The sequence below is a fragment of the Thermoactinomyces daqus genome, assembly GCF_000763315.1.
Classification (GTDB): domain Bacteria; phylum Bacillota; class Bacilli; order Thermoactinomycetales; family Thermoactinomycetaceae; genus Thermoactinomyces_A; species Thermoactinomyces_A daqus.
Window position 1 is genome coordinate 89,255 of sequence record NZ_JPST01000003.1, and the last position, 22,871, is coordinate 112,125.

General features: G+C 51.1%; 21 protein-coding genes and 1 other annotated feature. Of the genes, 2 read left to right on the plus strand and 19 right to left on the minus strand.

Annotated elements, in window-relative coordinates:
- Positions 1-101 precede the first annotated feature (101 nt).
- The 13 genes from JG50_RS0100890 to JG50_RS19630 all read right to left on the minus strand — a co-directional run bounded on the left by JG50_RS0100890 (position 102) and on the right by JG50_RS19630 (position 10,669).
- The gene (locus JG50_RS0100890; protein ID WP_052153861.1) at positions 102-965 is read right to left on the minus strand and encodes a M50 family metallopeptidase; all 864 of its coding nucleotides are present in this window, start codon (positions 963-965) and stop codon (positions 102-104) included.
- Complete coding sequence (locus JG50_RS0100895) at positions 958-1,731, minus strand: M23 family metallopeptidase (protein ID WP_052153862.1); 774 nt, start codon at positions 1,729-1,731, stop codon at positions 958-960. Before JG50_RS0100895 ends, JG50_RS0100890 begins: the two co-directional genes overlap by 8 nt.
- Before the next feature lie 139 nt (positions 1,732-1,870).
- Positions 1,871-2,665, minus strand: coding sequence for a septum site-determining protein MinD (gene minD, locus JG50_RS0100900; protein WP_033099218.1), 795 nt, complete (start codon positions 2,663-2,665; stop codon positions 1,871-1,873).
- A 50-nt stretch (positions 2,666-2,715) separates the two neighbouring features.
- Positions 2,716-3,393, minus strand: coding sequence for a septum site-determining protein MinC (locus JG50_RS0100905; RefSeq protein WP_033099219.1), 678 nt, complete (start codon positions 3,391-3,393; stop codon positions 2,716-2,718).
- Between the two features lie 88 nt (positions 3,394-3,481).
- Entirely contained in the window at positions 3,482-4,012 is a 531-nt protein-coding gene (gene mreD / locus JG50_RS18530) for a rod shape-determining protein MreD (protein WP_052153863.1), read from the minus strand.
- A 27-nt stretch (positions 4,013-4,039) separates the two neighbouring features.
- Entirely contained in the window at positions 4,040-4,867 is an 828-nt protein-coding gene (gene mreC, locus JG50_RS0100915; protein ID WP_033099220.1) for a rod shape-determining protein MreC, read from the minus strand.
- Positions 4,868-4,883: 16 nt separating this feature from the next.
- Positions 4,884-5,927 (minus strand): rod shape-determining protein, encoded by a 1,044-nt coding sequence (locus tag JG50_RS0100920; RefSeq protein WP_033099221.1) that lies wholly within the window; start codon positions 5,925-5,927, stop codon positions 4,884-4,886.
- A 52-nt stretch (positions 5,928-5,979) separates the two neighbouring features.
- Positions 5,980-6,663, minus strand: a complete 684-nt coding sequence (radC, locus tag JG50_RS0100925; protein WP_033099360.1) for a RadC family protein — start codon at positions 6,661-6,663, stop codon at positions 5,980-5,982.
- A gap of 109 nt (positions 6,664-6,772) precedes the next feature.
- Positions 6,773-7,360, minus strand: a complete 588-nt coding sequence (locus tag JG50_RS0100930; RefSeq protein WP_033099222.1) for a Maf family protein — start codon at positions 7,358-7,360, stop codon at positions 6,773-6,775.
- Between the two features lie 223 nt (positions 7,361-7,583).
- Positions 7,584-8,873: an SPOR domain-containing protein gene (locus tag JG50_RS0100935; protein ID WP_033099223.1), complete on the minus strand. Its 1,290-nt coding sequence runs from the start codon at positions 8,871-8,873 to the stop codon at positions 7,584-7,586.
- A 102-nt stretch (positions 8,874-8,975) separates the two neighbouring features.
- Positions 8,976-9,644, minus strand: a complete 669-nt coding sequence (locus tag JG50_RS0100940) for a prepilin peptidase (RefSeq protein ID WP_033099224.1) — start codon at positions 9,642-9,644, stop codon at positions 8,976-8,978.
- Complete coding sequence (locus JG50_RS0100945; protein ID WP_160173776.1) at positions 9,637-10,482, minus strand: type IV pilus twitching motility protein PilT; 846 nt, start codon at positions 10,480-10,482, stop codon at positions 9,637-9,639. The genes JG50_RS0100940 and JG50_RS0100945 overlap by 8 nt, the downstream gene beginning before the upstream one ends.
- A complete protein-coding gene (locus JG50_RS19630) occupies positions 10,469-10,669 on the minus strand; it encodes a hypothetical protein (RefSeq protein ID WP_152568449.1) in 201 nt (66 codons plus the stop codon). Before JG50_RS19630 ends, JG50_RS0100945 begins: the two co-directional genes overlap by 14 nt.
- Positions 10,670-10,803: 134 nt before the next feature.
- On the opposite strand from JG50_RS19630, the gene JG50_RS0100950 reads away from it, so the two are divergent.
- Together JG50_RS0100950 and JG50_RS0100955 are read left to right on the plus strand one after the other, a co-directional pair.
- A complete protein-coding gene (locus JG50_RS0100950; RefSeq protein WP_033099225.1) occupies positions 10,804-11,532 on the plus strand; it encodes an ABC transporter ATP-binding protein in 729 nt (242 codons plus the stop codon).
- A complete protein-coding gene (locus JG50_RS0100955) occupies positions 11,529-12,761 on the plus strand; it encodes an ABC transporter permease (protein WP_033099226.1) in 1,233 nt (410 codons plus the stop codon). Before JG50_RS0100950 ends, JG50_RS0100955 begins: the two co-directional genes overlap by 4 nt.
- Before the next feature lie 159 nt (positions 12,762-12,920).
- Here JG50_RS0100955 and JG50_RS0100960 read toward each other — a convergent pair whose 3' ends face one another.
- The 6 genes from JG50_RS0100960 to JG50_RS0100990 form a co-directional block, all read right to left on the minus strand.
- Positions 12,921-13,568: an SCO family protein gene (locus JG50_RS0100960; RefSeq protein WP_033099227.1), complete on the minus strand. Its 648-nt coding sequence runs from the start codon at positions 13,566-13,568 to the stop codon at positions 12,921-12,923.
- Positions 13,569-13,931: 363 nt separating this feature from the next.
- A complete protein-coding gene (gene murC / locus JG50_RS0100965; RefSeq protein WP_033099228.1) occupies positions 13,932-15,314 on the minus strand; it encodes a UDP-N-acetylmuramate--L-alanine ligase in 1,383 nt (460 codons plus the stop codon).
- A gap of 42 nt (positions 15,315-15,356) precedes the next feature.
- Positions 15,357-16,682 (minus strand): bifunctional folylpolyglutamate synthase/dihydrofolate synthase, encoded by a 1,326-nt coding sequence (locus tag JG50_RS0100970; protein WP_033099229.1) that lies wholly within the window; start codon positions 16,680-16,682, stop codon positions 15,357-15,359.
- A gap of 136 nt (positions 16,683-16,818) precedes the next feature.
- On the minus strand, positions 16,819-19,473 hold the full coding sequence (locus JG50_RS0100975) for a valine--tRNA ligase (protein ID WP_033099230.1): 2,655 nt from the start codon (positions 19,471-19,473) through the stop codon (positions 16,819-16,821).
- Positions 19,474-19,518: 45 nt separating this feature from the next.
- Positions 19,519-19,753 (minus strand) — a binding site (T-box leader).
- A gap of 639 nt (positions 19,754-20,392) precedes the next feature.
- Positions 20,393-21,475, minus strand: coding sequence for a phosphotransferase (locus JG50_RS0100985; RefSeq protein ID WP_033099232.1), 1,083 nt, complete (start codon positions 21,473-21,475; stop codon positions 20,393-20,395).
- 15 nt (positions 21,476-21,490) lie between these two features.
- The gene (locus JG50_RS0100990; protein WP_033099233.1) at positions 21,491-22,723 is read right to left on the minus strand and encodes a LysM peptidoglycan-binding domain-containing protein; all 1,233 of its coding nucleotides are present in this window, start codon (positions 22,721-22,723) and stop codon (positions 21,491-21,493) included.
- Positions 22,724-22,871: the final 148 nt, after the last annotated feature.

Consider the following 22,871-nt stretch of genomic DNA (forward strand, 5'->3'; position numbering starts at 1 on the left):
TTGCAGATCCTGTCACGAGCGGTATCGACAACAAGCCTTATCTTAGCACATCCGCCGATGATTGTCAAAAGCGAGTTGCAAGTAAAATATTTCCTTTAATCCTAAAAGAGCTCTTCCACCGTACAGGTGTAAAACCGCGGATGCAAAAACCGGCTGAGCAGCGTCTCCTCGGGCAAAAACCCGATCACCTTTCCCGTGCGATCCGTCACTTCCAAAATATGATAGCGCTCTTTATATAACATCTGTACGACTACTTTCAACTCGGCCTTGCCATGGACAGTCATTTTTTTAACGGGTTTTGAGGAAATGCGGGAACGCGTACGGGAAAGCAAAAAACGCAGGAATTGGTAATGTCTCTGTTTTAGTGCCCGCAAGTTGGAGTATAACAAAAAGAGGGCGATCAGGAAAAGATGGATGAGAATTCCTTGTTTAAACCAAAACAGGGCGGCCGCAGCCAGCACGAGAGAGAGAAAACTGCTGACCCACAGCGTAAGATCGATGCAGATCCGAAAAGGGAACAAAAAACTCAGCCCCGCTTGCATCACCCGTCCCCCATCCAGCGGATAAATGGGCAACAGATTAAAACAGGCGATCATGACATTGCCGTGGATGAAGTATTCAGTCCATTCCCTCGTCCACCAGCCCGTCCCGTAAAAAAGCAGGCTGATTAAAATCATCGCCACATGCTGAAAGGGCCCGGCCAATGCGACGACTACTTCTTCCTTCGCCGGAACGGTTCCCCACTCCTCCGTCTGCGCCACACCGCCAAAAGGAAGAAGTTCCACGGCGCGGATGCGCCAGCCATAACTCCTTGCTGCCGCGACATGCCCCATTTCATGGATCAGAACCAGGACAAACAAGGTGAAAAATTCAATAAAATAGCCTGTCCAAACAGCCGAACAAGCGACGAGCCATAAAAGCGGATGAATGCGCAGGCGAATTTTCTGCCTCATGCGGTCAATCAAATACGATCACGCTCGCCGGATCAATAAATCGATCATTTTGTTTCACGGCAAAATACAAGAGCGGTTGTCCTTTTGTTTCACTTATGCTCCCGATAGTCTGCCCTTTTTTCACCCAGTCTTTTGGTTTGACGTCGATACCGGCCAATTGGCCATACCATGTCTCGCTCCCTCCCTCATGCTGAATGATCACTGTTTTGCCCAATCCCGGTTTCTCCCCGGCAAATATGACCCATCCTTCATCCGCAGCCGCAACCCGCGCATGGGCAACTGTTCGGATCACGATCCCCTTGCGCTGTTCATCAAACGGGAGCACCACTTTTCCAAAGACGGGAGAATGCCAGCGATGTTCCCGGGGCTTCTCATCAGTCTCAGAACGGGAAAACGCCGGAAGAATGGACGGAGATCCTCCTAAATATCGTTTGAACCAGTTTTCCATTCCCGCAAACTGAAAATCGTGCGTCATGACGCCGGAAATCCATTGTTCCGCAGGCTTCAGCACCGGGGACTGTGAACGGAAAACGAGCAATGTCAAAATAAAGAGAGCTGCGGTTAACAGCATTTGTGTACGCAGTCGGCCTCCCTTTTTTCCCCTTGCTTGTCCTTTGCCGCTTGTTTGATTCCAAGGGGAAGCATCATAGGAAAGTAAATCCTGACCCGGATCCCATTCTTTTCTTTTCGCAGCCCAAGAGCGCGGGGCCCGTCCTTGTCTGATTGCCTGCCATTTAACTTCTCTGCGCTTTTTGTGTTTCTGCGCCCAGTCGTACATCCTGCCCAACCCCTATTGTTCACATTTGTATCAAGATATGATGGACAAGGGGGGGATATGCAAAAAGCAAAAAACCCGGTCCCTTCGGGCTTTGAAGGAACCAGGTTACCTTGGCAGGAATCGGCCCGCCTGTTTGGCCTCAGGCAAAACCGAGCCATCGCTTTACTTTTGTAATCACATTCGATTCTTTATCCAATACCATCAGGGGAACCATTTCCCCCTGGATGCGACGGGCAATGTCTCGATAAGCTTTGCCTGCCGCATTTCGGTTTTCATAGACGATCGGCTCTCCGGTATTCCCCGCGCGAATCACCTGCTCATCATCCGGCACGACTCCCAGCAGGTCGATCGCCAGCACAGACACAACTTCGTCCACATCCATCATTCCGCCGTCTTTCACCATCTGCTTGCGAAGACGGTTGACCACGAGCTTGGGAGGGGCCACCTGTTCTTTCTCCAAAAGCCCGATGACGCGGTCGGCATCGCGAATCGCCGTATTTTCCGGAGTTGTGACCACAATGGCCTGATCCGCCCCGACAATCGCGTTTTGAAAGCCGAGATCAATCCCTGCAGGACAATCGATAATCACATAATCGAACTTCTCCTTTAACTCCGCAATCAACCATCGCAATTGGTTGCCGGAGATCGAACTCTTGTCTCTTGTTTGCGCCGCCGGCAACAAATACAGCTCATCACAACGTTTATCCCGGATTAACGCCTGATCGATACGGCATCTTTTTTCGATGGCATCGACCAGATCATAAATAATTCGATTTTCCAATCCCAAAAGCACATCCAAATTTCTCAGCCCGATATCGGCATCCACCAGACAAACTTTTTTCCCGGCCAATGCCAAAGCCGTGCCGATATTGGCTGAGGACGTCGATTTCCCGACGCCTCCTTTTCCGGATGTAATCACGATGCTCTCTCCCACATTCTCCCCTCCTTCCCCTGAAAATTCAATCCTGCTTCAGACCAATTTTATTAAAAATGACGGCGCCCTTCTTTCCATTCAAGTTCCGGTTTCAATTGCCCCAGATGGTGAATCCGTTCCACGACGATCTGGTTATCAATCATATAAGCAAAGCGCATGCCAATCTCGGACTCATCCCATTTGTCCGGCGGGCGCGAGATCACATCAGCGATGCGGAGCTGGGTCGGCCGCAAAACGGAAGCGACGATGATTGCATTGGTATCCCCTTCGCACCCCGCGTGCGCCAATCCGCGCAAGGCTCCCAAAACATAGATGCTCCCCGTACACTGAATGGTTCCGCCGGGATTGACATCGCCCAAAAACAAAAGATTTCCTTTATGTATCAATACCTGACCTGATCGAACCGTTCCCGACTTGATGACAAGATCCTGCTCACCACCAAGGAGATAGGGGATGTCGTCGGACTCAAACTCCTGTATGATCAAATTTTTGCGGACGGAAAACAGTTCCCTGACAGCAATTTCCTCCGCTTTTGTAATCTGTCTCTTTCCCAACTTGATGATCACATTCAAATCCGGGCCGTCCCAAATGTGTGCGGCATGGGAGTTTTCCAGCTTTTCTTTAAGATCTGCCAATACATCAGAAAAGGGGCGCGAATCATCCAGAAAGAAAAACAACCCGTCTTTGGTTCCTTTGATCGTTACGCCCGGTTTTAACGTTTTCCCCATATCCAACGTCACCCCGCCTCACATATGATTTCGCTCTTCTCCTTCATTTTCCTTCATCCCCCAGCTTGCCACAGATGATTTGCCTTGATTAACGGAGAATGGTGTCAAATATAATCGACCGATTGCGTTTCTTTTGATAAATCAGGTGAATCACCTTGAATATGGGATAGCCGATGATCACATTAAACAGTGTCGACGGAATAATGTAATTCCACATCGCCAACACAACAGGCACATCCGTAAAATCGAAGAGGCGATCCCACCCGTAAATCAGGATGAGATAGATGAGTTGCCCCCATGCGGTCAGCACCCCGGCAACCCACTGAAAAGGAGGCACATGGGCTGCCATCCTGTAGGTTCCATACGCGACGAGCGGAAGGGTTATCGCGGAAATGCCAAGTGCGGGCCCGTAAACGACATCATGAAGCAACCCGAAAAAAAAGCTGAGCAACAGTACATACCGCCGCGGCAAATACAAAGAAATGGCAATCATCCCACTGACAACCAATTGAGGGATAACGATAAAAGTGCTCCCCCAGGCTTGGGGGAGCAACCATTGGAAAACGGAACCTTCCAAAATGAAAAGGAGGAAGAGGAAACCGGCGAACAGCTTTTTCATGGCATTCCCCTCCATAAAATGCATTGTTTATTTTTGCATCGATTTGAGTTGCAGTTTTTCCGGATCTTTTACAACCGCAACATAATCCAATTGTTCAAAGGATGCGGACGGTTTGATGTAGACAACCTGTTCCACCTGGCTCTCATTCATCGTCACTGCATCCACCGTGCCGATCAAAATGCCGCCCGGATAAATGTCCGACAAACGGGAGGTAACGATGATTTGCCCCTTTTTGGGAGCAGCCGTCACGGGTACTTTCTTCATGATCAGACGGCGTTTTTGTTCATCGTATCCTTCGATAATCCCCAGAACTTCTCCTTTATCCGTTTGAACCACCGCCGCAATGCCCGGCCCGTCTCCCGAATCGGTCAACAACTGAATGTTCGCCATGTGGCTGGTTGCGGTTTGAACCCGGCCGATGAGTCCTTGCGGGGTGACCACCGGCATTTTGGGACGCACCCCATCATCAGTCCCCCGGTTAATCACCACCCGGTTACTGAAACGGTCCGGGCTGCGGTAAACGACACGGGCCTGGATCGATTCCAGACGATTCTCAGTTTTATAATCCAGCATCTCTTTTAATTCTTGATTTTCCTTCGTCAGTTCATTGACACGCGCCCTTAACTTCAATTCTTCAACCGACGGGGAAGAGGCGCTTTTCGTTCCTTTTCCATCGGCGAACAGCCCGCTGAACGGAGTGTAAAATACCCCTTCAATCCATCCGGCGCCATTTTGGATCCAACCTTCCGGTCCCGCGAGAATATCGCCGTCCCCTTTGGTCATGCCCGCGGAAATAAACAAAAGGACAACCGAAATCACGATGATAAATATGCGCTGGGTCATATTTCGTTTCATGAAGAGAACGCCTCCATCAGAACGGTCTGCGACGGGAGCGGTACGATGAATTGGATCTCGGTTTAAACATGTCGATATGGTCCAATGCCGCTCCCGTACCGATGACGACGCAATCCAGGGCATTCTCCGCCACCGTCACCGGCATGTGCGTCTCCTGTCTCAGCCGTTCATCCAGCCGGCGCAACAATGCTCCGCCTCCGGTCAACATGATCCCCCGGTCCAAAATGTCGGCGGACAGTTCCGGCGGAGTCTCTTCAAGGGTTTGTTTCACGGCGTTGATAATATCGTTAACCGTTTCAGACAGAGCCTCTGCAATCTCCCGAGAGGTAATCTCAATCATTCTCGGCAAGCCCGTAATCAGGTCCCTGCCCTTGATCTCCCGGGTGAGATCTTCCTCCGGCGGAATCGCTGCCCCGATTTCCATTTTCAGCGTCTCCGCCGTTCTTTCACCGATCAGCAGATTATGTTTTCTCCTGATGTACTGGATGATCGCTTCATCCATCTTATCCCCCGCCACGCGCAAGGAATGGCTGGTGACAATGCCGCCGAGCGAGATGACGGCAACTTCCGTCGTTCCTCCACCGATGTCCACGACCATGCTGCCGGTCGGTTCCCATACGGGCAAGCCCGCTCCGATCGCTGCGGCAAAAGGCTCTTCGATCGTATAAGCCTCTTTTGCCCCCGCCCGGATCGTCGCTTGCTCCACCGCCCGCTTCTCTACCGGCGTGACTCCGGATGGAATGCAAACCATCACATTGGGTTTTCTCGGCAAAATCATCTTTTGGTCGATCGCTTGTTTGATAAAATACTCGAGCATCGTCGCAGTCGTATTGTAATCGGCAATGACCCCGTCTTTCATGGGACGGATGGCAACGATGTTTCCCGGGGTGCGCCCGATCATCGATTTGGCTGCATTCCCGACCGCTTTGATCTCTTCAGTTCCCAGCTCAATGGCCACAACTGAAGGCTCCCTCACCACAATTCCCTGTCCTTTCACATATACCAACGTATTGGCCGTCCCAAGGTCAATTCCCATATCTTTCACAAAACTTCCAAACACGTCCGGCCCTCCTTCCCATTTGTCACATTTCTATTGTCGTCACAAGGATATGCTAGGAAATCAGCCCATGTTCACGCAGACTGAAAAATCGTTGATCTCCGATGATCACGTGATCCAGTACCTCGATTCCCAGAAGCTGCCCCGCCTCGATCAGTCGCTCAGTCACATGAATATCCTCCGTGCTCGGAGTCGGATCCCCGCTCGGATGATTATGTATACAGATGACAGCTGCGGAGCTGGAGCGAATCGCCTCAAGAAAAATTTCGCGCGGATGAACAAGCGAGGCGTTCAGACTTCCTTTAAAAACGCATTTTTTGCATATCACTTGATGTTTTGTATCCAAAAACAGGCAAACAAAATGCTCTTGTTTGGCAAAGCGCAATTCATCCATCACATATTGCGCAACATCTTCAGGGGAACGTATGACATCAGGCGATAAACGCGAGATGCGCTGGCCAAGCTCTACGCCTGCCATCAGCTGAACCGCCTTTGCCAGACCGATGCCGTGGATTTTCATCAACTCCTGGAGCGAAGTTTGCGCAAGCCCTTTCAAACCGTCTGTTTTGACCAATACCCTGTGCACCAGGGCCACCACAGACTCACCTGTGCTGCCTGTCCGCAACAACAGCGCGATCAGCTCGGCATTGGACAAATGCTGAGGCCCCAAACGCAACATCCGCTCACGCGGCCGCTCTTCCTCCGGCACGTCGCTCAGCAAAACGTAGGCACGTTCCATTTTCTCCATTAACGTTCCATTCCTCCTCTGCCTGCTATTTCACCCTGGTGAATGGCCGGATCCGACAAAGTAGCAAAACGGCAGAGGTGTCAGCTGATCAGACCATCAATTACACAGAGTGAAAACCCATTTCTTCCAGCATTTGATCCAACAGGGGGATGGACAATCCCACCACATTGAAATAACAACCTTCGATCTTATCGACAAGGCGGGCTCCCCGTCCTTGAATCCCGTATGCTCCCGCTTTATCCAAAGGCTCTTTTGTGCCTACATACCAAGCTATTTTTTCGGGAGATAACGGCCGCATCCACACTCTTGTCATACGGTGAGCCGTTTTTTCTTCCACTTGCGCACCCGCCCGAACGCGGACGAGGGCAATCCCCGAATAAACTTGATGATCGGTTCCCTGCAAACGGGAAAGCATCTTTTTTGCCTCATCTTCATCGCATGGTTTGCCCAGGATCTCCCCGTTATGAACGACAATCGTATCTCCGCCGATCACCAGTGCATCATCACACTCAGCGGCCACTGCTCTCGCCTTGCGCAGAGCTAATTCTTCAACGATTGTGCCAGGGGGAAGACGGTGATCAACTGTTTCATCCACATGGCTTGTTTGCACACGAAAATCGACTCCAAACAAGGCCAGCAGCTCTCTTCTGCGCGGAGAGCCGGAGGCCAGCACCAACTCTGGTTGCATTTCTTCGCCACCTACCTAAAACAACAAAAGGGAAATTAAAAATCAGGAGGGTGAGAATCCCCCGTTCAATGGGGAGCTTTCCTGATAAGGAAAAAAGCACCTTCGGTTTAAGGTGCCAACCATGAGAAGATCACTTACAGTTTATCAAATGAGGGTCCGATCAACAAGCAATTGACATGCGTTTGTCACAAATTTAGGCTATTTGCCCCGGCAAAATTTTTGTTCAATTTAAATCTTTAATCAATTGTTCATAGTTCACCATATAGCGGACCAAACCTTCCTGAACCTGCCACAGCAAAGCTTGATTAGGATTTTTTTCCGCTTGCTCGGCGCTCTGCATGGCTTGATCCAAAGCCTGAAACATTTTGCCAAGCGACTCGCGGGCCGGCTGCGGCAATCCCTTTTGCACCGTTTGGCACTCAAGAACAAATTGACGGTACTGGTCGATCCAGTCGCTGTTAAAAGCAATAGCAGGTGTTTGGGCACCTGGATCAGCCCGGATATCGCGAATCGTGACCGCGTTCAGCTGCTGAAACAAACGATTCCCTTTATTTAACGCCTTTGAAAGCGTCTCTGCCGTGTCTGATTTCTCCATGTTCCCCTGTACATTCATCTCTTTTAAATAAACGGGTACATCCTGTTTTTGATAGATGGCGGAAAGCTTCAGAGCATCATCCCGGTTGGGGGCCACCCCCATAAAAATCCGGTAGGGCGAACTCTCCGACATCACTGCGGCCAGCCCTTCCGCACGGTAGTTTTGAACGGTTTTCATCGCCCCGTTTTTCGCGCTGTAGTTCCCGGCCTGGAGCATGACCGCCCGCAATCCTGGAAGGGCCGTCATTTCCTTGACTGCCGATTCCTTCTGACCTGACTCGCTTTGTTGTTTTGCCGGCACCGTCAAATGGTCATCAATCGAACGCGTTGAATGCACGGGATTTTCCGAAAAAAACAGGTGCATGACGGAAATGCCCATGGCCGTCCCGATCAAGACCGCTCCGCCGATGGAAAGCAAAATCTGTCCGATATGCGCGGAAAACCGGCCCTGCCCCGTCTGTCGGCGCGCAAAAGGTTTTCCCGGTGCTCCCCAGTCAATTACGTTGCCTGGTTTATGCCCTTCCAAAAGCCAATTATTCCAGGCAACCGCTTCGGCCTTTTCCCACCAGCGACGCCACTGATCCGCCTTCTCCTTTTGATTTTGCCGGATCGGCCCCTGACCGGGTTCCGAATGCCCCGTTTCGGCTCTTCCGTGCAATCGGAATATGCTCTTTTTCGTTTCTTTTTCTGTTTGTGTGAAATTGCCCTGCCATCCGGGTCGTGATGTCTCCCCTGACCTCCCCGCATGCCTGATGGCCGGTGAGAGCGGCACCACTCCCCTTCCAGATTTGCTCAAGATTTCATCACTGGGCTGTGCCGGCAAGGCATGATCCTTTTTTGCCGGTGAAATTGGTTTTCCCTGGACTTTTACCTTGATTCCCGTACCGTGCACATGGCGGGAAGATTTGCTTGTCCCCATATCAATCCGCCCCTTTTTTCTATTCTGTTAATATAGCTTATGAGTTCATAGAGGGGATAGAACCGTCAAAAAAGAACAATCTTCCCGTTCATGTGCGCTCTACTATTCTAGTATCCTGAAGGAGAGCAAAAAATGGATCCAGCCGTCGCCCCACAACAGGGCAATGATGACACCGATGGCCAGGTGGGGAGCAAACGGCAGCGGATCACCCCAACTCCTCCGCTTGAAGAGCAGCGCATGGCAAACGGCGCAAAAAAGCGCGCTCCACGTCGCGAGCCAAAAAGCGAGAAAAATCTCAGGCCACCCGACAACCCAGCCCGACATCGCCAGCAATTTGGCATCACCCATCCCCATCCCGCCAGTGCATTTGCTGATGATCAGGCAACAGAGATAGGCGAGAGCTGAGGCACAAAGATAGTTGCCATAGGGCATGGGATGCACCCAAATCCGAACCGCGGCAAAGAGAACGGTTCCGCTGTAAGTGAACAAATTGGGGAGCACCATCGCTTGCAAATCGGTCAGGGAAAGCAGGATCAACAACCACATCAGCACCAAGCTGACCCATCCCTCCGCTGACGTTCCCTCACGCATTCCCACCAGCCACGTAAAAAAGAGACTAAAACCTGCTTGCAGACCCCATACCGTTTTGGAATAGCGAAAAAGGGTTCCTCCTTCGCGCTTCCGCCTGATCGACCAGCTGGCCAACGGAGGGAGAATCATGGAAATGAGTGCGCTGACCACAAGCATCGCGCCGATTTTCCAATCAAACATGGGGGATCTGTCCCACGTTTAACACCCACTCCGCTTCAGTCAATCCCTTTTGCACCAAGTGGGTCAAAGCCATCTCCATCGTCTGCATTCCACAGGCTTGTCCCGACTGCATGACGGAATCAAGCTGGTGCTCCTGCCCGGAGCGCAGCAGATGGGCAACTGCCCGGTTATTGATTAACAGTTCACAGGCAACCACATGGTCGCGCCAGCCACGGCCCGGAATTAACCGCTGGGCGAGAATGGCCGGCAAACAGGCCGACAGCTGCACCCGAATCAGAGAATGACGCTCCGGTGAAAAGCTGTTCACCAGGCGATGCACGGCACCAATCGCATCGGCGGCATGGAGGGAAGCAAACACCATACTGCCCGCTTCCGCTGCGTGGAGGGCCGCTTCCATCGCCATGCGCTCCCGCATTTCCCCAATGACGATCAAATCGGGGTTTTGCCGCAGGGAAGAAACCATCCCGCTGGAAAAAGTATGTACATCCACTCCAATCTCCCGTTGCACGACAAGCGACCGCAGGGAATGATGCTCAAATTCGATCGGATCCTCCAGGGTGACGATATGGAGCGATTCCTCCTGATTCAGATACTGTACGAGCGAAGCGATCGTCGTTGACTTTCCGCTTCCGGTCGGCCCGGTAACCAGCAAAAGCCCCCTCTTTTTATGAATCAGCTCTGTCAGAACAGGGGGAAGTCCCAATTCTTCGGGTACCGGTATCCTCTCGGGCAAAAGGCGCAGCGCCAATGCCGCCGTTCCCCTCTGCTGGTAAAAATGGGCGCGCACCCGGACGGCTCCGACGGAAAAGGAAAAGTCATATTCCTTATGTTCCGCCAACGATTCCGGCCCGGGCAGATTTGCAGTTGCCTGCACAAAAGCGTACAGTTGGTCGGGGGGGACATTCCCTGTCGCTCAACCATTCCCAACTGCCGTTTATTTTGGCGCGAGGCCGCTCCCCGGCGGCAAAGTGCAGATCGGATGCAGCCAGGTCGATTCCCAGTTGAACCCATTCCGCAATAAACAAAGCAATCCCCTCTTCTCCCATTTTTCACTATTTTATGATAAATTTCCCTGTATGAAAAGCCGGACAAAAAATAGTTTGATTCCGCCTGAAGACAACAGTAAAGTACAAGTAAAAAGATCACAAAGGAGTTCAACATGCTATCCATTCAAAATTTAACCGGAGGCTACGCCAAATCCTTTCCCGTGATTCACGATCTAAGCTTTTCTGTTTCCCCCGGAGAAATTGTCGGGTTGATCGGTTTAAACGGTGCCGGCAAAAGTACGACGATCAAGCATATTTTGGGTTTGCTCACCCCTGTGTCGGGAAAAGTGACCTTGGACGGGAAGACATTAAACGAGGACCCGGTCTCTTTCCGCTCGAAAATCGCCTGGATTCCTGAAACTCCGCAGTTTTACGATGAACTCACATTATGGGAGCACCTGGAACTGACGGCGAAGGTTTATCAGCTTGACCGGGCTTTGTTCAAGGAACGCGCTGAAGAATTGCTGGAACGTTTTCGCATGCAGAAAGCGAAAAACTGGTTTCCGAACACATTTTCCAAAGGGATGCAGCAAAAAATCATGCTGCTCAGCGCTTTTCTCATCCATCCGCGATATCTGATCGTCGATGAGCCGTTTATCGGTCTCGACCCATTGGCAATTCATGCCTTGCTCGATCTTTTGCAGCAAGGGAGGAAGGAAGGGATGGGCATCTTGATGTCGACTCACATTTTGGAGACCGCAGAAAAAACATGCGACCGTTTTGTCATCCTTCATCACGGACGCATTCACTTTACCGGAACCCTTGCCGAATGGCAGAAACAAACACAGAGACCATCTGCCTCACTGGCAGATCTGTTTATAGAGGTGGCAGAACGCACATGAATCTGGACAGCACAGCACTGTTTTATCAGCGCATGCAGCAGTCATGGCTGAAAGCGATCGGCATCATCCGGCTCGTGGCAGGGGGAGGAGGAACCCCCTTGTTTGCCGGAGTCGTCCTCATCGGGTTGTATTTCGGGTACAAGCGTTTTTTGGAATGGATGCCCTCCTCCTTTCCCGCCGGTTTGCTCACCGGACTGGTTCTTTCCCTGCTCTTGACATCCAGCCGCATCCGCACTTGGATCAAACCGGCCGATCCCGTTTTTTTGCTTCCGGCAGAAACAAAGATGAACGGATACTTTCGCGCCAGCTTATGCTACAGTTCGCTTGTTCACATCATTCATCTGGCACTTGCCCTACTGCTCCTCTCTCCGCTTCTGGCGGCGGGAGCACCAGAAGATCGCTCACCGCTCTGGCTCCTTTTTGCTTTGCTGAGCCTAGCACAAATCCTCAATGTGCTCATCGAATGGCAAAGCATGCGCCTTTTGTGCAAATGGAGCCGCCGTAAAATCAGGGGAATCGCCTTTCTGCGCTTTCTTCTCAATTTTTTATGGACTGAAGCGTCCATGGATCGCCAGTGGGTCGGGCTGCTTGTTCTTTTCTGCATCATGGCCGGGGTCTGGCTCGGACAGGTGGCCGTCACCCCAGCGTTTCCTTTACCTTGGGATGAACTGAAAAAACAGGAACAGCGTTTATTGGCGAGATATTATCATTGGGCCGGCTGGTTTGTGGACCTTCCTGCTGTCCAGCAACCGATCAGGCGCCGCCATATCTGGGTGCGGATAGCAGACCGTTTCACCAATTATCGGAAAAACCCGCTTCTCTATCTCTACTGGCGTCATTTCTTCCGCAAAAGCGAATTGTACGCTGTCTTTTTCCGGCTGCTTCTCTGGGCGATCATCATGATGGCGCTCTTCCCCAATCCCTGGGTGATCTTCGGCATCTACCTGGCAGCGAGCCTGATGCTTTTTTCCCAATTGCCTGCGCTGATAGATGCAAACAGCTATCCGGCTGCACTGAAACTGTATCCCTTGCCGAAGGCTGCTTTTAAGAACAGTCTGGCACGAATCGGCACCGTTCTTTCGGGGATGCAAGCGCTGATTTTAACCATGGTGATTGCCGGTTTCCATTGGCTTTCGTTCGCCGGAACCCTTTTGTTTCTCGCTTATGGCCTGATTCTGTCAATGATCATGGCCGGGCTGAAAAAACGGAGTGTGCCGCCGCAAAAATAAACATTCTTTTCTTTTGGGACCGTCCCGGAAATGAATGCCGAAATGAGCCAGGGAGGGCTGTGTAACTCCCTACCCTCCCACACTCCGGGCCGCGGTGCGCTTCATACAAAAAAACTGCCGCGGTCAAGCGACAGGCAAAGGGGCGTTCTCGGCGGCGGCCTATTTCTTTGTCAAAGCTTGTACATCCTTGATCATTTGCTGCAGATCAGGCTGCAATCCATTATAATACCTTACGACCGTGCCGGATTCATCAATCAGGTAAAATTGGGTCGGATGGGTGACCAAAACCGGCATATCCGGCGAAGGTCCTTTTTGCCGGGCTACCGGTCCCTTAAATGTATCCTTGGCCATTTTCGCGATCTGACTGAATGAATAGCCGGTCAAAAAATGCCAATGGCTTAAATCCGCATCATATTTTTCGGCATACGTTTGCAACACTTTTGGCTGATCATGCTCAGGATCAACACTGAATGAAACCAGTTCGATCGGAACGCCGGCCTTTTTAAACGCGTCTTGCACTTTGGCCATATTGGCTGTCATTGGCGGACAAACATTGGGGCAGTTGGTAAAAACAAAATCAGCCAACCAGATTTTGCCTTTTAAATCCTTTAAGCCAAATGGTTTGCCCGATTGGTCAGTAAAGGAAAAGTCATGAACTTGCCAATGGAGTGCGGACACGTCATTTGACGATGAGGCCTGCGCCGATGTTTCCGGTTCCGGCTGTTCCTGAGCAGCTTCCGAGCAACCGGTTACGGTGAGCACAAGAAAACCGATGAGCGCAAAGCCAACCCGTTTCCATTTCTCCATCCAAATCGCCTCCAGCCGTAAATTCACTAATAAATCTAAATCTTGAGTTCGCATAAAAGGGACAGCCATTCAGTTCACAAAGGGGTTAAACCAAGCTTTTCCCCCGATGTATTTCGACCGGTGGCGGCAGAAAAATCCCGCCTTTCCACTTCATGAGACTTCGCACTTTTCCGGAAATGAAAATGCCTGCTCATCGGTTAACGAAACAGTCAAGTCAAGAAATCGGCGGCAAAAGTGAGGGCAAGAGATGGTCAGGCTTGCGAGAGGGGTGAAAACCCCTCCTGCCTGACGCTCACTCCCATCCCCAGCTGAAGCCAGAGGTTTTCTCGCCCGTAAAGAAATAAAATATCGATAAGTTCATCCCTATTTTACGCTTTGCTTTTCAAGTTCCGGTACAAGTGCATGCGAAACACGCCAAATGTCACCGGCCCCCATCGTCATCACCAGGTCTCCGGGTTTCGCATGCTGCAGCAGATATGAAACAACCTCTTCTTTGGTAGCGATAAACTGTGTATTGGGATTGCTGTTTTGTTTAATCAGCGCCGCCAATCTCTCTGCCGAAACACCCGGGATCGGTTTTTCCCCCGGAGGAGCATAAATGGTGTTAATGATCACTTCATCGGCATGAGCAAAGGCACGGCTGAACTCATTGAACAAGAGGTGAGTCCGGGAGTAACGCTGCGGCTGGAAAACGGCGATCACACGGCGGCCCAGCGCTTTTACCCCTTTTAATGTCGCCTCGATTTCGGTCGGATGGTGCGCATAATCGTCGACAACCAAAATATCGTCCACTTCACCGATTACTTGGAAACGTCTTTTTGCCCCTTGAAATTGGTAAAGCGCTTTAGCAATTGAAGAAAACTCACAGCCGGCTTCCAGGCAGGCGATAATGGCGGCCAATGCATTGGAAACATTGTGGCGCCCCGGGATGCGCAAGGTGACTTCCCCTAACTCTTCTTCCCCTTTGACTACCGTAAAACTGATCTCCCGCAAGTTTTCCCGAATATTTCGCGCGGTGAAGTCGGCCGGATGATCGATGGCATAGCTGAGCAAACGGCCTCCCACATCTTCCGCCATTTCCCTGAGATGGGGATCATCATAGCACAAAATCGCCGCGCCTTCCGGACGGACTTGCTTTAAAAACGAGCGGTATGCCTTTTTCAGATTGGCAAAATCCCCGCCGTAGTTTTCCAAATGATCGGGTTCGATATTGGTGACGATCGCCAGATGCGGATAATATTCCAGAAACGAGCCGTCGCTTTCATCCGCTTCCGCCACCACGTAATCGCTTCTCCCCGCCTTGGCATTTCCTTTTAAACTGACGATTTCCCCGCCGATGATATAGGTCGGGTCCACTTGGAGCAGTTCCAACGTTTGGGCGATCATGGAGGAAGTGGTCGTTTTTCCGTGAGCCCCCGCAACCGCGATCCCCTTTTTATCATTCAGAAGGCGCGCCAGCATCTGCGAGCGGTGAATCACTTCAATTCCCCGCTTTTTGGCTGCGATGCGCTCTACATTATCTTCCGAAATACTCGATGAATAGACGACGAGGTCTGCCCCCTCAACCAAATCCTCATGATGACCGATCGTCACCCGCGCTCCCCGTTCGATCAATTTTTGCACCAACGCATTTTCAGCCACATCCGAACCGGATACTTCATATCCCAAATCGAGCAACACCCTGGCAATCGCACTCATGCCATAGCCGCCGATTCCCACAAAGTGCACCTTCTGCTTTTTTTCCACGTCAACCACCAACCTTTATTTAGATCTTTATTCAGTGTCATTTCAGTTCAGAAGAGGCCGCAATTGGGAGACCAAAAAGAGCGATCCCGTGATCACACAAACATCATTTTCATTCATCTGCTCTTTCACAAGGCGCAACCCGGCCAGCGCGTCATCCTCTGCATGAACAGTCAGCTCCGGCTTCACTTTCTTGAGCAGCCCGGCCAATTCACCGGCAGCGAGCGACCGCGCCTGTCCCTTTACCTCCGTTGCGACCACCACATCCGCTTCCTCTGCCAAAACTTCCAACATTTCAGTTACTTGCTTGTCCTTCATCATCGCCAGGAGCAAAAACAAACGGCCGTTGCCAGGTTCGTGTCTTTTTACCGCCTGCACCAGTGCTTTGACTCCGTCCAGGTTATGCGCACCGTCGAGAATGACAGCGGGCGAATCGGCCACTTTTTCAAACCGGCCCGGCCAGCGGACACGTTGCAACCCGGTCACAAAATGCTCGGGATCGATCACCGTCGCATAGGCCTGTCTGAGCACTTCCAGCGTCATTAATGCCGTCGCGGCGTTATAAAGCTGATGCTCTCCGAGCAGAGGGATGGACAAGTTGGAAAGTGTCCGGTAAATCCCTTGAAAATCAAAGGATTGTTCGCTTGAGCTCCATTTTCCCGGGATCACCCGGTAATCTGGCCCCCATTCATACAGGCGGCTTTTTTTCCGTTTCGCCTCTTCCCGGATCACGGCGAGAGCTTCTTCAACCTGAGGACTGCAGACGACGGGAACCCCCGGTTTGATGATTCCTGCTTTTTCCCGTGCGATTGCGGTCAAAGTGTCACCCAGCCATTCCTTGTGATCCATTCCGATTCGCGTGATGACGGAAACCAATGGATAAACGACATTGGTCGAATCAAGGCGGCCGCCGAGTCCGGTTTCCCACACGATAAACCACGGAAACGCCTCTTTGGCAAAGAAACAAATCGCCAGCACAGTCCAGAATTCAAAAGGGGATGGCGCACCGGGTCCCGTTTTGCCCATTTCTTCAACAAGTGGTTTCAGTTGGTTGGCCCAATGGACAAAGGAAGCTTCCGGGATCGGTTCTCCGTTAAACTGGATCCGTTCATTCCACGATGTGACATAGGGGGAGATAAATAATCCGACCGGATAACCTGCTTCCCGCAGAACCGAATCGACCATCGCTGCGACGGAGCCTTTGCCGTTCGTTCCAGCAATGTGAATGAATTTGCAGCGTTTTTCCGGTGATCCGAGCCGTTCGAGCATCCATTCCATCCGCCCGAGTCCCGGTTGGATCGCCTGGGTGCAATGTTGGTCCATCCAGGCAAAGACATCGGCTGCTGTGACAAATCCCTCATTTACCTGCATGTTTTTCTCCCCTTTCGTTTTGGTTTTTGATGGATTATGTAAGAAAACTGCTCACTGTGTCCATTTTGCCTATTAATCAGGCTGCCGTCAACAAACAAAGGAAGCGAGGGCAGGAAAACGCCTGCCCCGCCGAATCTCATCCTTGGAGTTCCCTTAACCTGGCCAATACCTTTTCACGTTTTTCCCTGTATTCTTCGCCTTTTTTACGCTCACCTTCCACCACATGAGCCGGCGCTTTATTGACGAAGCCGGGGTTTGCCAATTTTTTCTCCACCCGTTCCACTTCAGCATTCAATTTCTTCAGCTCGGCATTCAAGCGTTCGATGGTTTGCCCGACATCAACCAAGCCGGCCAGCGGCAGGAACAATTCCGCACCGGTAATCACGGCCGTCATCGTTTTTTCCGGTCGGGGCAAAGCCGGATCGACCGTCAAATGGCTTACTCCGCCCAAGCGCTTGATCGCAGCTTCATTCCGTTCAAAAGCGGGCGTCACATCAGCATCGGGGCGCACCAGCAGCTCCACTTGGTGTTTGGGCGCCACTTCCATCTCCGCGCGAATATTGCGCACAGCCCGGATCGCTTCGATCAGCACCTGCATCTCCTTCACCGCTTCAGCATTGGCATAAGAATCATCCGCTTTCGGCCAATCGGCCACAGTAATGCTTTCACCTTTGACCGGCAGATGCTGCCAGATCTCTTCCGTAATAAACGGCATCATCGGATGAAGCAGACGGAGCGCCTGATCAAGCACATAAACCAGCACCGAACGGGTAACCCGTTTTGCCTCCTCATCCTCTCCGTAAAGCGGAAGTTTGGCAAATTCAATATACCAATCGCAGAATTCATCCCAAATGAAATTATACAGGGCGCGGCCCGCCTCACCAAAATCGTAACGATCCAACAAACGCGTCACTTCAGCGATCGTTTCGTTCAAGCGGTGCATGATCCATTGATCGGCAGTGGAGAAAGGACACGTCAGCTTTAAGTCCTCCGCTTTGATTCCTTCCAGATGCATCAGCGCAAAGCGAGACGCGTTCCAAATTTTATTGGCAAAGTTACGTGCCGCTTCCACGCGCTCCCAGCGGAAGCGTTGATCATTTCCCGGTGTGCAGCCGGTGGAGAGCATGTAGCGCATCGCATCGGCGCCGTACTTTTCAATTACATCCATCGGATCAACGCCGTTGCCCAGCGATTTGGACATTTTGCGACCTTCAGCATCCCGGACCAAACCGGTTATCAGCACATCGCGGAACGGAATCCGGTTCGTAAACTCCAACGCTGAAAAGATCATGCGCGCAACCCAGAAATAGATAATATCATACCCGGTCACCAGCACATCCGTCGGGTAATACCGTTTCAAATCCTCTGTTTCCTGCGGCCAACCCAGCGTGGAAAACGGCCACAGGGCGGAGCTGAACCAGGTGTCGAGCACATCCTCATCCTGTCTCAGGCTCGTGCCCTGGCACTTGGGACATGCTTTTGGCTCATCCCGGGCGACGGTCATTTCGCCGCAGGAATCGCAATACCAGGCCGGAATGCGATGTCCCCACCACAATTGCCGGGAAATGCACCAGTCGCGTACATTTTCGATCCAGTGCAGGTAAATTTTTTCAAAACGCTCCGGTACAAAGCGAACCCCCCGGCCGCTTTTTTGCACTTCAATCGCCCGTTTGGCAAGCGGCTTCATCGCCACAAACCATTGCGTCGAGAGGTAAGGCTCGACTACGGCTCCCGAACGCTCGCTGTGGCCGACCGAGTGCACATGTTCTTCAATCTCGATCAGATGGCCGGACTGTTTGAGATCTTCGACAATTTGCTTGCGGCAGTCAAAGCGGTCCATCCCTTGATATTTTCCTGCCAGCTCATTCATTTTGCCTGTTTCATCCATGACGAGAATTTGCGGAAGTTTGTGCCGGTTTCCTACTTCAAAGTCATTCGGGTCATGGGCCGGCGTAATTTTTACTGCCCCGCTGCCGAATTCCGGATCAACATATTCGTCGGCGATAATCGGAATTTCGCGGCCGGTGATCGGAAGCAGGACGGTTTTTCCGATAAGGTGTTGATAGCGTTCATCCTCGGGGTGAACTGCGACCGCCGTATCACCGAGCATTGTTTCCGGGCGGGTGGTCGCCACGCGGATATAGCCGGAACCGTCCTTCAGCGGATATTTGAGATGATACAAAGCACCTTTGACTTCTTTGTAGATCACCTCAATATCCGACAAAGCCGTGCGTGCGACCGGATCCCAGTTGATGATGTACTTGCCCCGGTAGATCAGGCCCTTTTCATACAGGCGGACAAACACTTCCTTAACCGCCACGGACAATCCCTCGTCAAGCGTGAACCGTTCCCGGCTGTAATCGACGGAGATCCCCATTTTTCTCCATTGGCGGGCGATATTGTCCGCATACTCTTCTTTCCATTTCCAAACCACATCCAAAAATTTTTCCCGCCCCAAGTCGTGACGACTGATTCCTTGTTCGCGCAGTTTCGCTTCAACCCGCGCCTGGGTGGCGATTCCGGCATGATCCATGCCCGGCAGCCACAAGGCATCAAATCCCTGCATGCGCTTAAAACGGATCAAGATATCCTGGAGAGTGTTGTTGAGCGCATGGCCGATGTGCAAGTTTCCCGTCACATTTGGCGGGGGAATCACAATGGTAAAGGGTTTTTTCCTCTGATCGCTCCCCGCTTTGAAATACTCTCCCTTCAGCCAGTAATCGTACCATTTCGCTTCCGTCTGTTTCGGATCATACGCGGAAGGCAAGTTACTGGTCACCGTTTCACTCATACCATTTCCTCCATTCTTCTGTAAAATAAAAAAACCTTTCGCCCGGCAAAGGACGAAAGGAATTTTCGCGGTACCACCTTTGTTCACTGATCAAATTCGCTCTGAACAGTGCACTTTGACCGGATAACGGCCGGTTCCGGACCTTCCTACACAGATCAATCCTTCAGAAGGCCAGCTCGAGGGCGACATTCGACGGTTTTCCCGAAGAAACCTTTCAGCCGGAGGGTTTCTTTCTCTGAACGGGTCAGATCCATCTACTCTTCCCTTTCACAGCTTTGAATCGCATGATTTGTTTTATTATATTACACCGTTTTTTTGATCCAAGTCAAACCCAAGTAAAAAACGGCGAACGTGTCGCCGAATAAAAGATGAGGCCAGTCAGAAACCGCACCCGCACGGCCAAGGGAGGTTAATTTTTCAACCCGAATGTATGCTTGATGAAGTCATACATGGCTGCCGGATCAGCCAAAAACGCCAATAGCAATACAGTGCATAGCAAAAGGATACTGAGAAATGATAAAAATATTACTCCCCGGTATGCTTTTCTTACCACAGTTTTAACCAAACTCAAGAGACTAAACCCCTTCCTGTCAGTATCCAATATATTTACCCTTCAGCATATTCTTATTCTCTACTTTTCGTACACATCTGTCCAGTATTTCTTCAAAATAAGCCAAAAAAACAAGCAAACGCCACTTATTGCGCATAACATTTGCATAAAGGAAACACTTTTTTCCATAATCAACTTCTGCTTCCGGGCAAAATCCCAGGCAAATCCAAGTTCATTCCATTTCTGATCACTTGACGGGTGAGGAGCGGTCTTTATGTTGGAAGTCCTGTTCTGGGTACTCGCACTTAGTTTACCATTAAAAGCATTGCGCAAACTATTACAAAAAATAAAAAACCGGGAGTTCCCGGATTAAGACTTGCGTTTTCCTTTTCCTTTCTTTTTGCCGGTGCGCACAGGTACGGCAGCCGTTGCCGATTTGTTTTCTTCATTCTTCTTTTGCCCCGGCCACAATTGTCTGACCAGATCCTGGAGCTGTTCCATTTGCCTGACTTCCGCCTCCAGTCTCTGTACGGTTTGCGCTTCGGTTTGTGACAGACGGAGAGTTTCATAATACAATTTGAGTGTTTTCATCATCCGTTCCGGGTACGACAAATATAAAGCCAACAGGCGCTTCTCCTTTGGTTTTAACAAATAGGAATTTTCATACGCTTGGAGCAGGTCATGCGGTGTTTCGCTCACATCCCTGTCGGAAGTAAAGCGCTGGATTGCCAAAGCCAGATCCCGTACCGGCGATTCCACCTGGGCATGGTCAAAATCGATAAAATAAAACTGTTCATCATCCCAAACCAGGTTACTGTCATGCATCCGGCGGTGACACAGGGCATAGCGGGGCAGAGCGCCGTCATCCGTCTCCACAAACCGCTCCAGGCCGCGAATGGCAAAAGAAAAGGTATCGTCCAGCCGCTCTTTCAGGTTCCGGAACGACTGGTCAAACGGAGAAGCAAATTCCCTTTTTTCCACCGTTTCGAGATATTCCGACAACTGGTTCTTCTTTTCCTTCCATTTTTGGATAAAATCCCGGCTGATCCGCTTCGGCAGTTCCGGATAGCGTTCGATGAGCGGTTCGGTCAGGCTGTGCAACTGTGCCAACGCCTGAACGGTTTCTGTCGGTGAGGGCGGTCCGGCTTCTCCTCCATCTTTCCAGGGGGTTGCATACCAAACTTCGTTCCCCACCTGCACAACCGGCTCATTATCCCTGTTCTTCACCCAGGGCAGCAGATGGGGGAATCCCTCTTCCCGCACCTGTTCCAGCATTTGATGGAGAAGCAGCAGTTTTTCACGCGGCGCCCGCGAATTTTTTAAAGCATACTCCCCCTCGGGCATCACCACTTTCCACACCCGTCCGGTATATTGAACATAGGCGGGTTCCCATCCATACTTGCTTAATACCTCGGCTAACGCATTTTCTCTTGCAAGCGGTGCCCGGTTCATCACCTGTCCTCCTCCTTAAGTCGTTTGTTTTTTCGCATAATCGGGCACATAGAGGATTTGCCCTTCTTCCAGGCGGTCCGTCTGCAATTGATTCAGTTTCATCAATTGGCTCACAGCCACATCATACCGGGCCGCCACATGGTCAATTGTCTCATCTCTTTGCACGATCACGATCTTCAGGCCGACAAATTGTTCTTCTTTATTGCCGACCAACCAGCGAATCCAATCAGTCTGCTTTTTGTTTTCCTGATCGGTTTCCGGCGCTTCCCCGCCTGAATTCAGCTCTTCTTCGACTTCCGTTTCAAAGACTTCCTCAAACTGGTTTTCCTTTTGCCGCTCTTCCCAAAATTCCCGCGGCGATTGCGCAAAAATTGTCTGTCGTTCCGGTTCCGTCCGTTGTTTTTCCTTCGTTTTCTCCTCCGTTGAAACTTCTTTTTGTTCGGGAACCGTTTCTTTTCGGCCAACCGTCTCCTTCGGGAAAGCTGTTTCTTTCTCTTCCGCTGTCTTCTTTTTCCCACTTTCTTTTCCCGCCGGCTCCGGTTCCCGTTGTGCTCGCTTTTCCTCCGTTTCGGGAACTTCATGCGGAAGGACTTTGGCTTCGGGTTCCTCTTCGGCTTCCTCTCCCTGTTCCCTGTTCACCCTCTTTCCGGAAGTATTTTCTTCGTCCTGCTCCCTGGCTCGTGACACGACTTCCGGTTCAGGCTCCACATCCCCTTCTTCCTCACTTTGGATACTGATCGGCCGTACGGGAGCGCCGGAAAATTCCGGGACAGTGTCATCCATCTCGCGCTCCTCATGGGAACCGGCTTTTTCTGCCTCCTCATTTGGATCCGGCAGCAAACCGTCTATCATGAGGATAGCTTCAATTTGCAATTCAAACGGGGACAGAACTTGATAATCAAACGATTCGACCTCCGCCGAGATGTGAGCCTGTTCAGCCCGATCCGCCGGCAATGTGATCTCAACAGGAATCACGTAGGCGAGTTCACTGCGATGTTCCTCTTCGTACAAAAACGCTTCTGTATGTAACCCGGTGTGATCAGGTCCTTCCACTTCCCCCTCCTGCTGCGGGATATACATTCCGTTAAGACGCAGATACCCTTGAATTTTTAAATGTTGGCCCTCATCTTTGATCTCGACATCAGGGTACAGGTCCAGTTCCAGGAGGGTATTCATTCCCGGTTGCTGCGGTTGCAATCTCACTTTTTCGGAGATATCAAAGCGAAGTTGGGTAAAGCGGTTTTCCACGGCAAATCCCTCCTTAACAAAAGCTGTTCCCTTTCTATTCGGGATAGTCATAGGTTTTGGACGTTACTTAACTATATGCATGGGAACGAAGGTTATCACTTTTAAAGGGCCAAAAAAAGAACAAGATGATCAAAAAACAGAAGATCCA

What these genes read in the sequence shown, in the direction of transcription:
- mreC (WP_033099220.1), bottom strand. Translation starts at nt 4,867, where the DNA reads ATGAAACGAAATATGACCCAGCGCATATTTATCATCGTGATTTCGGTT.
- JG50_RS0100955 (WP_033099226.1), top strand. Translation starts at nt 11,529, where the DNA reads ATGAATCTGGACAGCACAGCACTGTTTTATCAGCGCATGCAGCAGTCA.
- radC (WP_033099360.1), bottom strand. Translation starts at nt 6,663, where the DNA reads ATGGAACGTGCCTACGTTTTGCTGAGCGACGTGCCGGAGGAAGAGCGG.
- JG50_RS0100895 (WP_052153862.1), bottom strand. Translation starts at nt 1,731, where the DNA reads ATGTACGACTGGGCGCAGAAACACAAAAAGCGCAGAGAAGTTAAATGG.
- JG50_RS0100930 (WP_033099222.1), bottom strand. Translation starts at nt 7,360, where the DNA reads ATGCAACCAGAGTTGGTGCTGGCCTCCGGCTCTCCGCGCAGAAGAGAG.
- JG50_RS0100975 (WP_033099230.1), bottom strand. Translation starts at nt 19,473, where the DNA reads ATGAGTGAAACGGTGACCAGTAACTTGCCTTCCGCGTATGATCCGAAA.
- JG50_RS0100940 (WP_033099224.1), bottom strand. Translation starts at nt 9,644, where the DNA reads ATGTTTGATTGGAAAATCGGCGCGATGCTTGTGGTCAGCGCACTCATT.
- JG50_RS0100935 (WP_033099223.1), bottom strand. Translation starts at nt 8,873, where the DNA reads ATGGGGACAAGCAAATCTTCCCGCCATGTGCACGGTACGGGAATCAAG.
- JG50_RS0100950 (WP_033099225.1), top strand. Translation starts at nt 10,804, where the DNA reads ATGCTATCCATTCAAAATTTAACCGGAGGCTACGCCAAATCCTTTCCC.
- mreD (WP_052153863.1), bottom strand. Translation starts at nt 4,012, where the DNA reads ATGAAAAAGCTGTTCGCCGGTTTCCTCTTCCTCCTTTTCATTTTGGAA.
- JG50_RS0100985 (WP_033099232.1), bottom strand. Translation starts at nt 21,475, where the DNA reads ATGAACCGGGCACCGCTTGCAAGAGAAAATGCGTTAGCCGAGGTATTA.
- JG50_RS0100905 (WP_033099219.1), bottom strand. Translation starts at nt 3,393, where the DNA reads ATGGGGAAAACGTTAAAACCGGGCGTAACGATCAAAGGAACCAAAGAC.
- JG50_RS0100960 (WP_033099227.1), bottom strand. Translation starts at nt 13,568, where the DNA reads ATGGAGAAATGGAAACGGGTTGGCTTTGCGCTCATCGGTTTTCTTGTG.
- JG50_RS0100970 (WP_033099229.1), bottom strand. Translation starts at nt 16,682, where the DNA reads ATGCAGGTAAATGAGGGATTTGTCACAGCAGCCGATGTCTTTGCCTGG.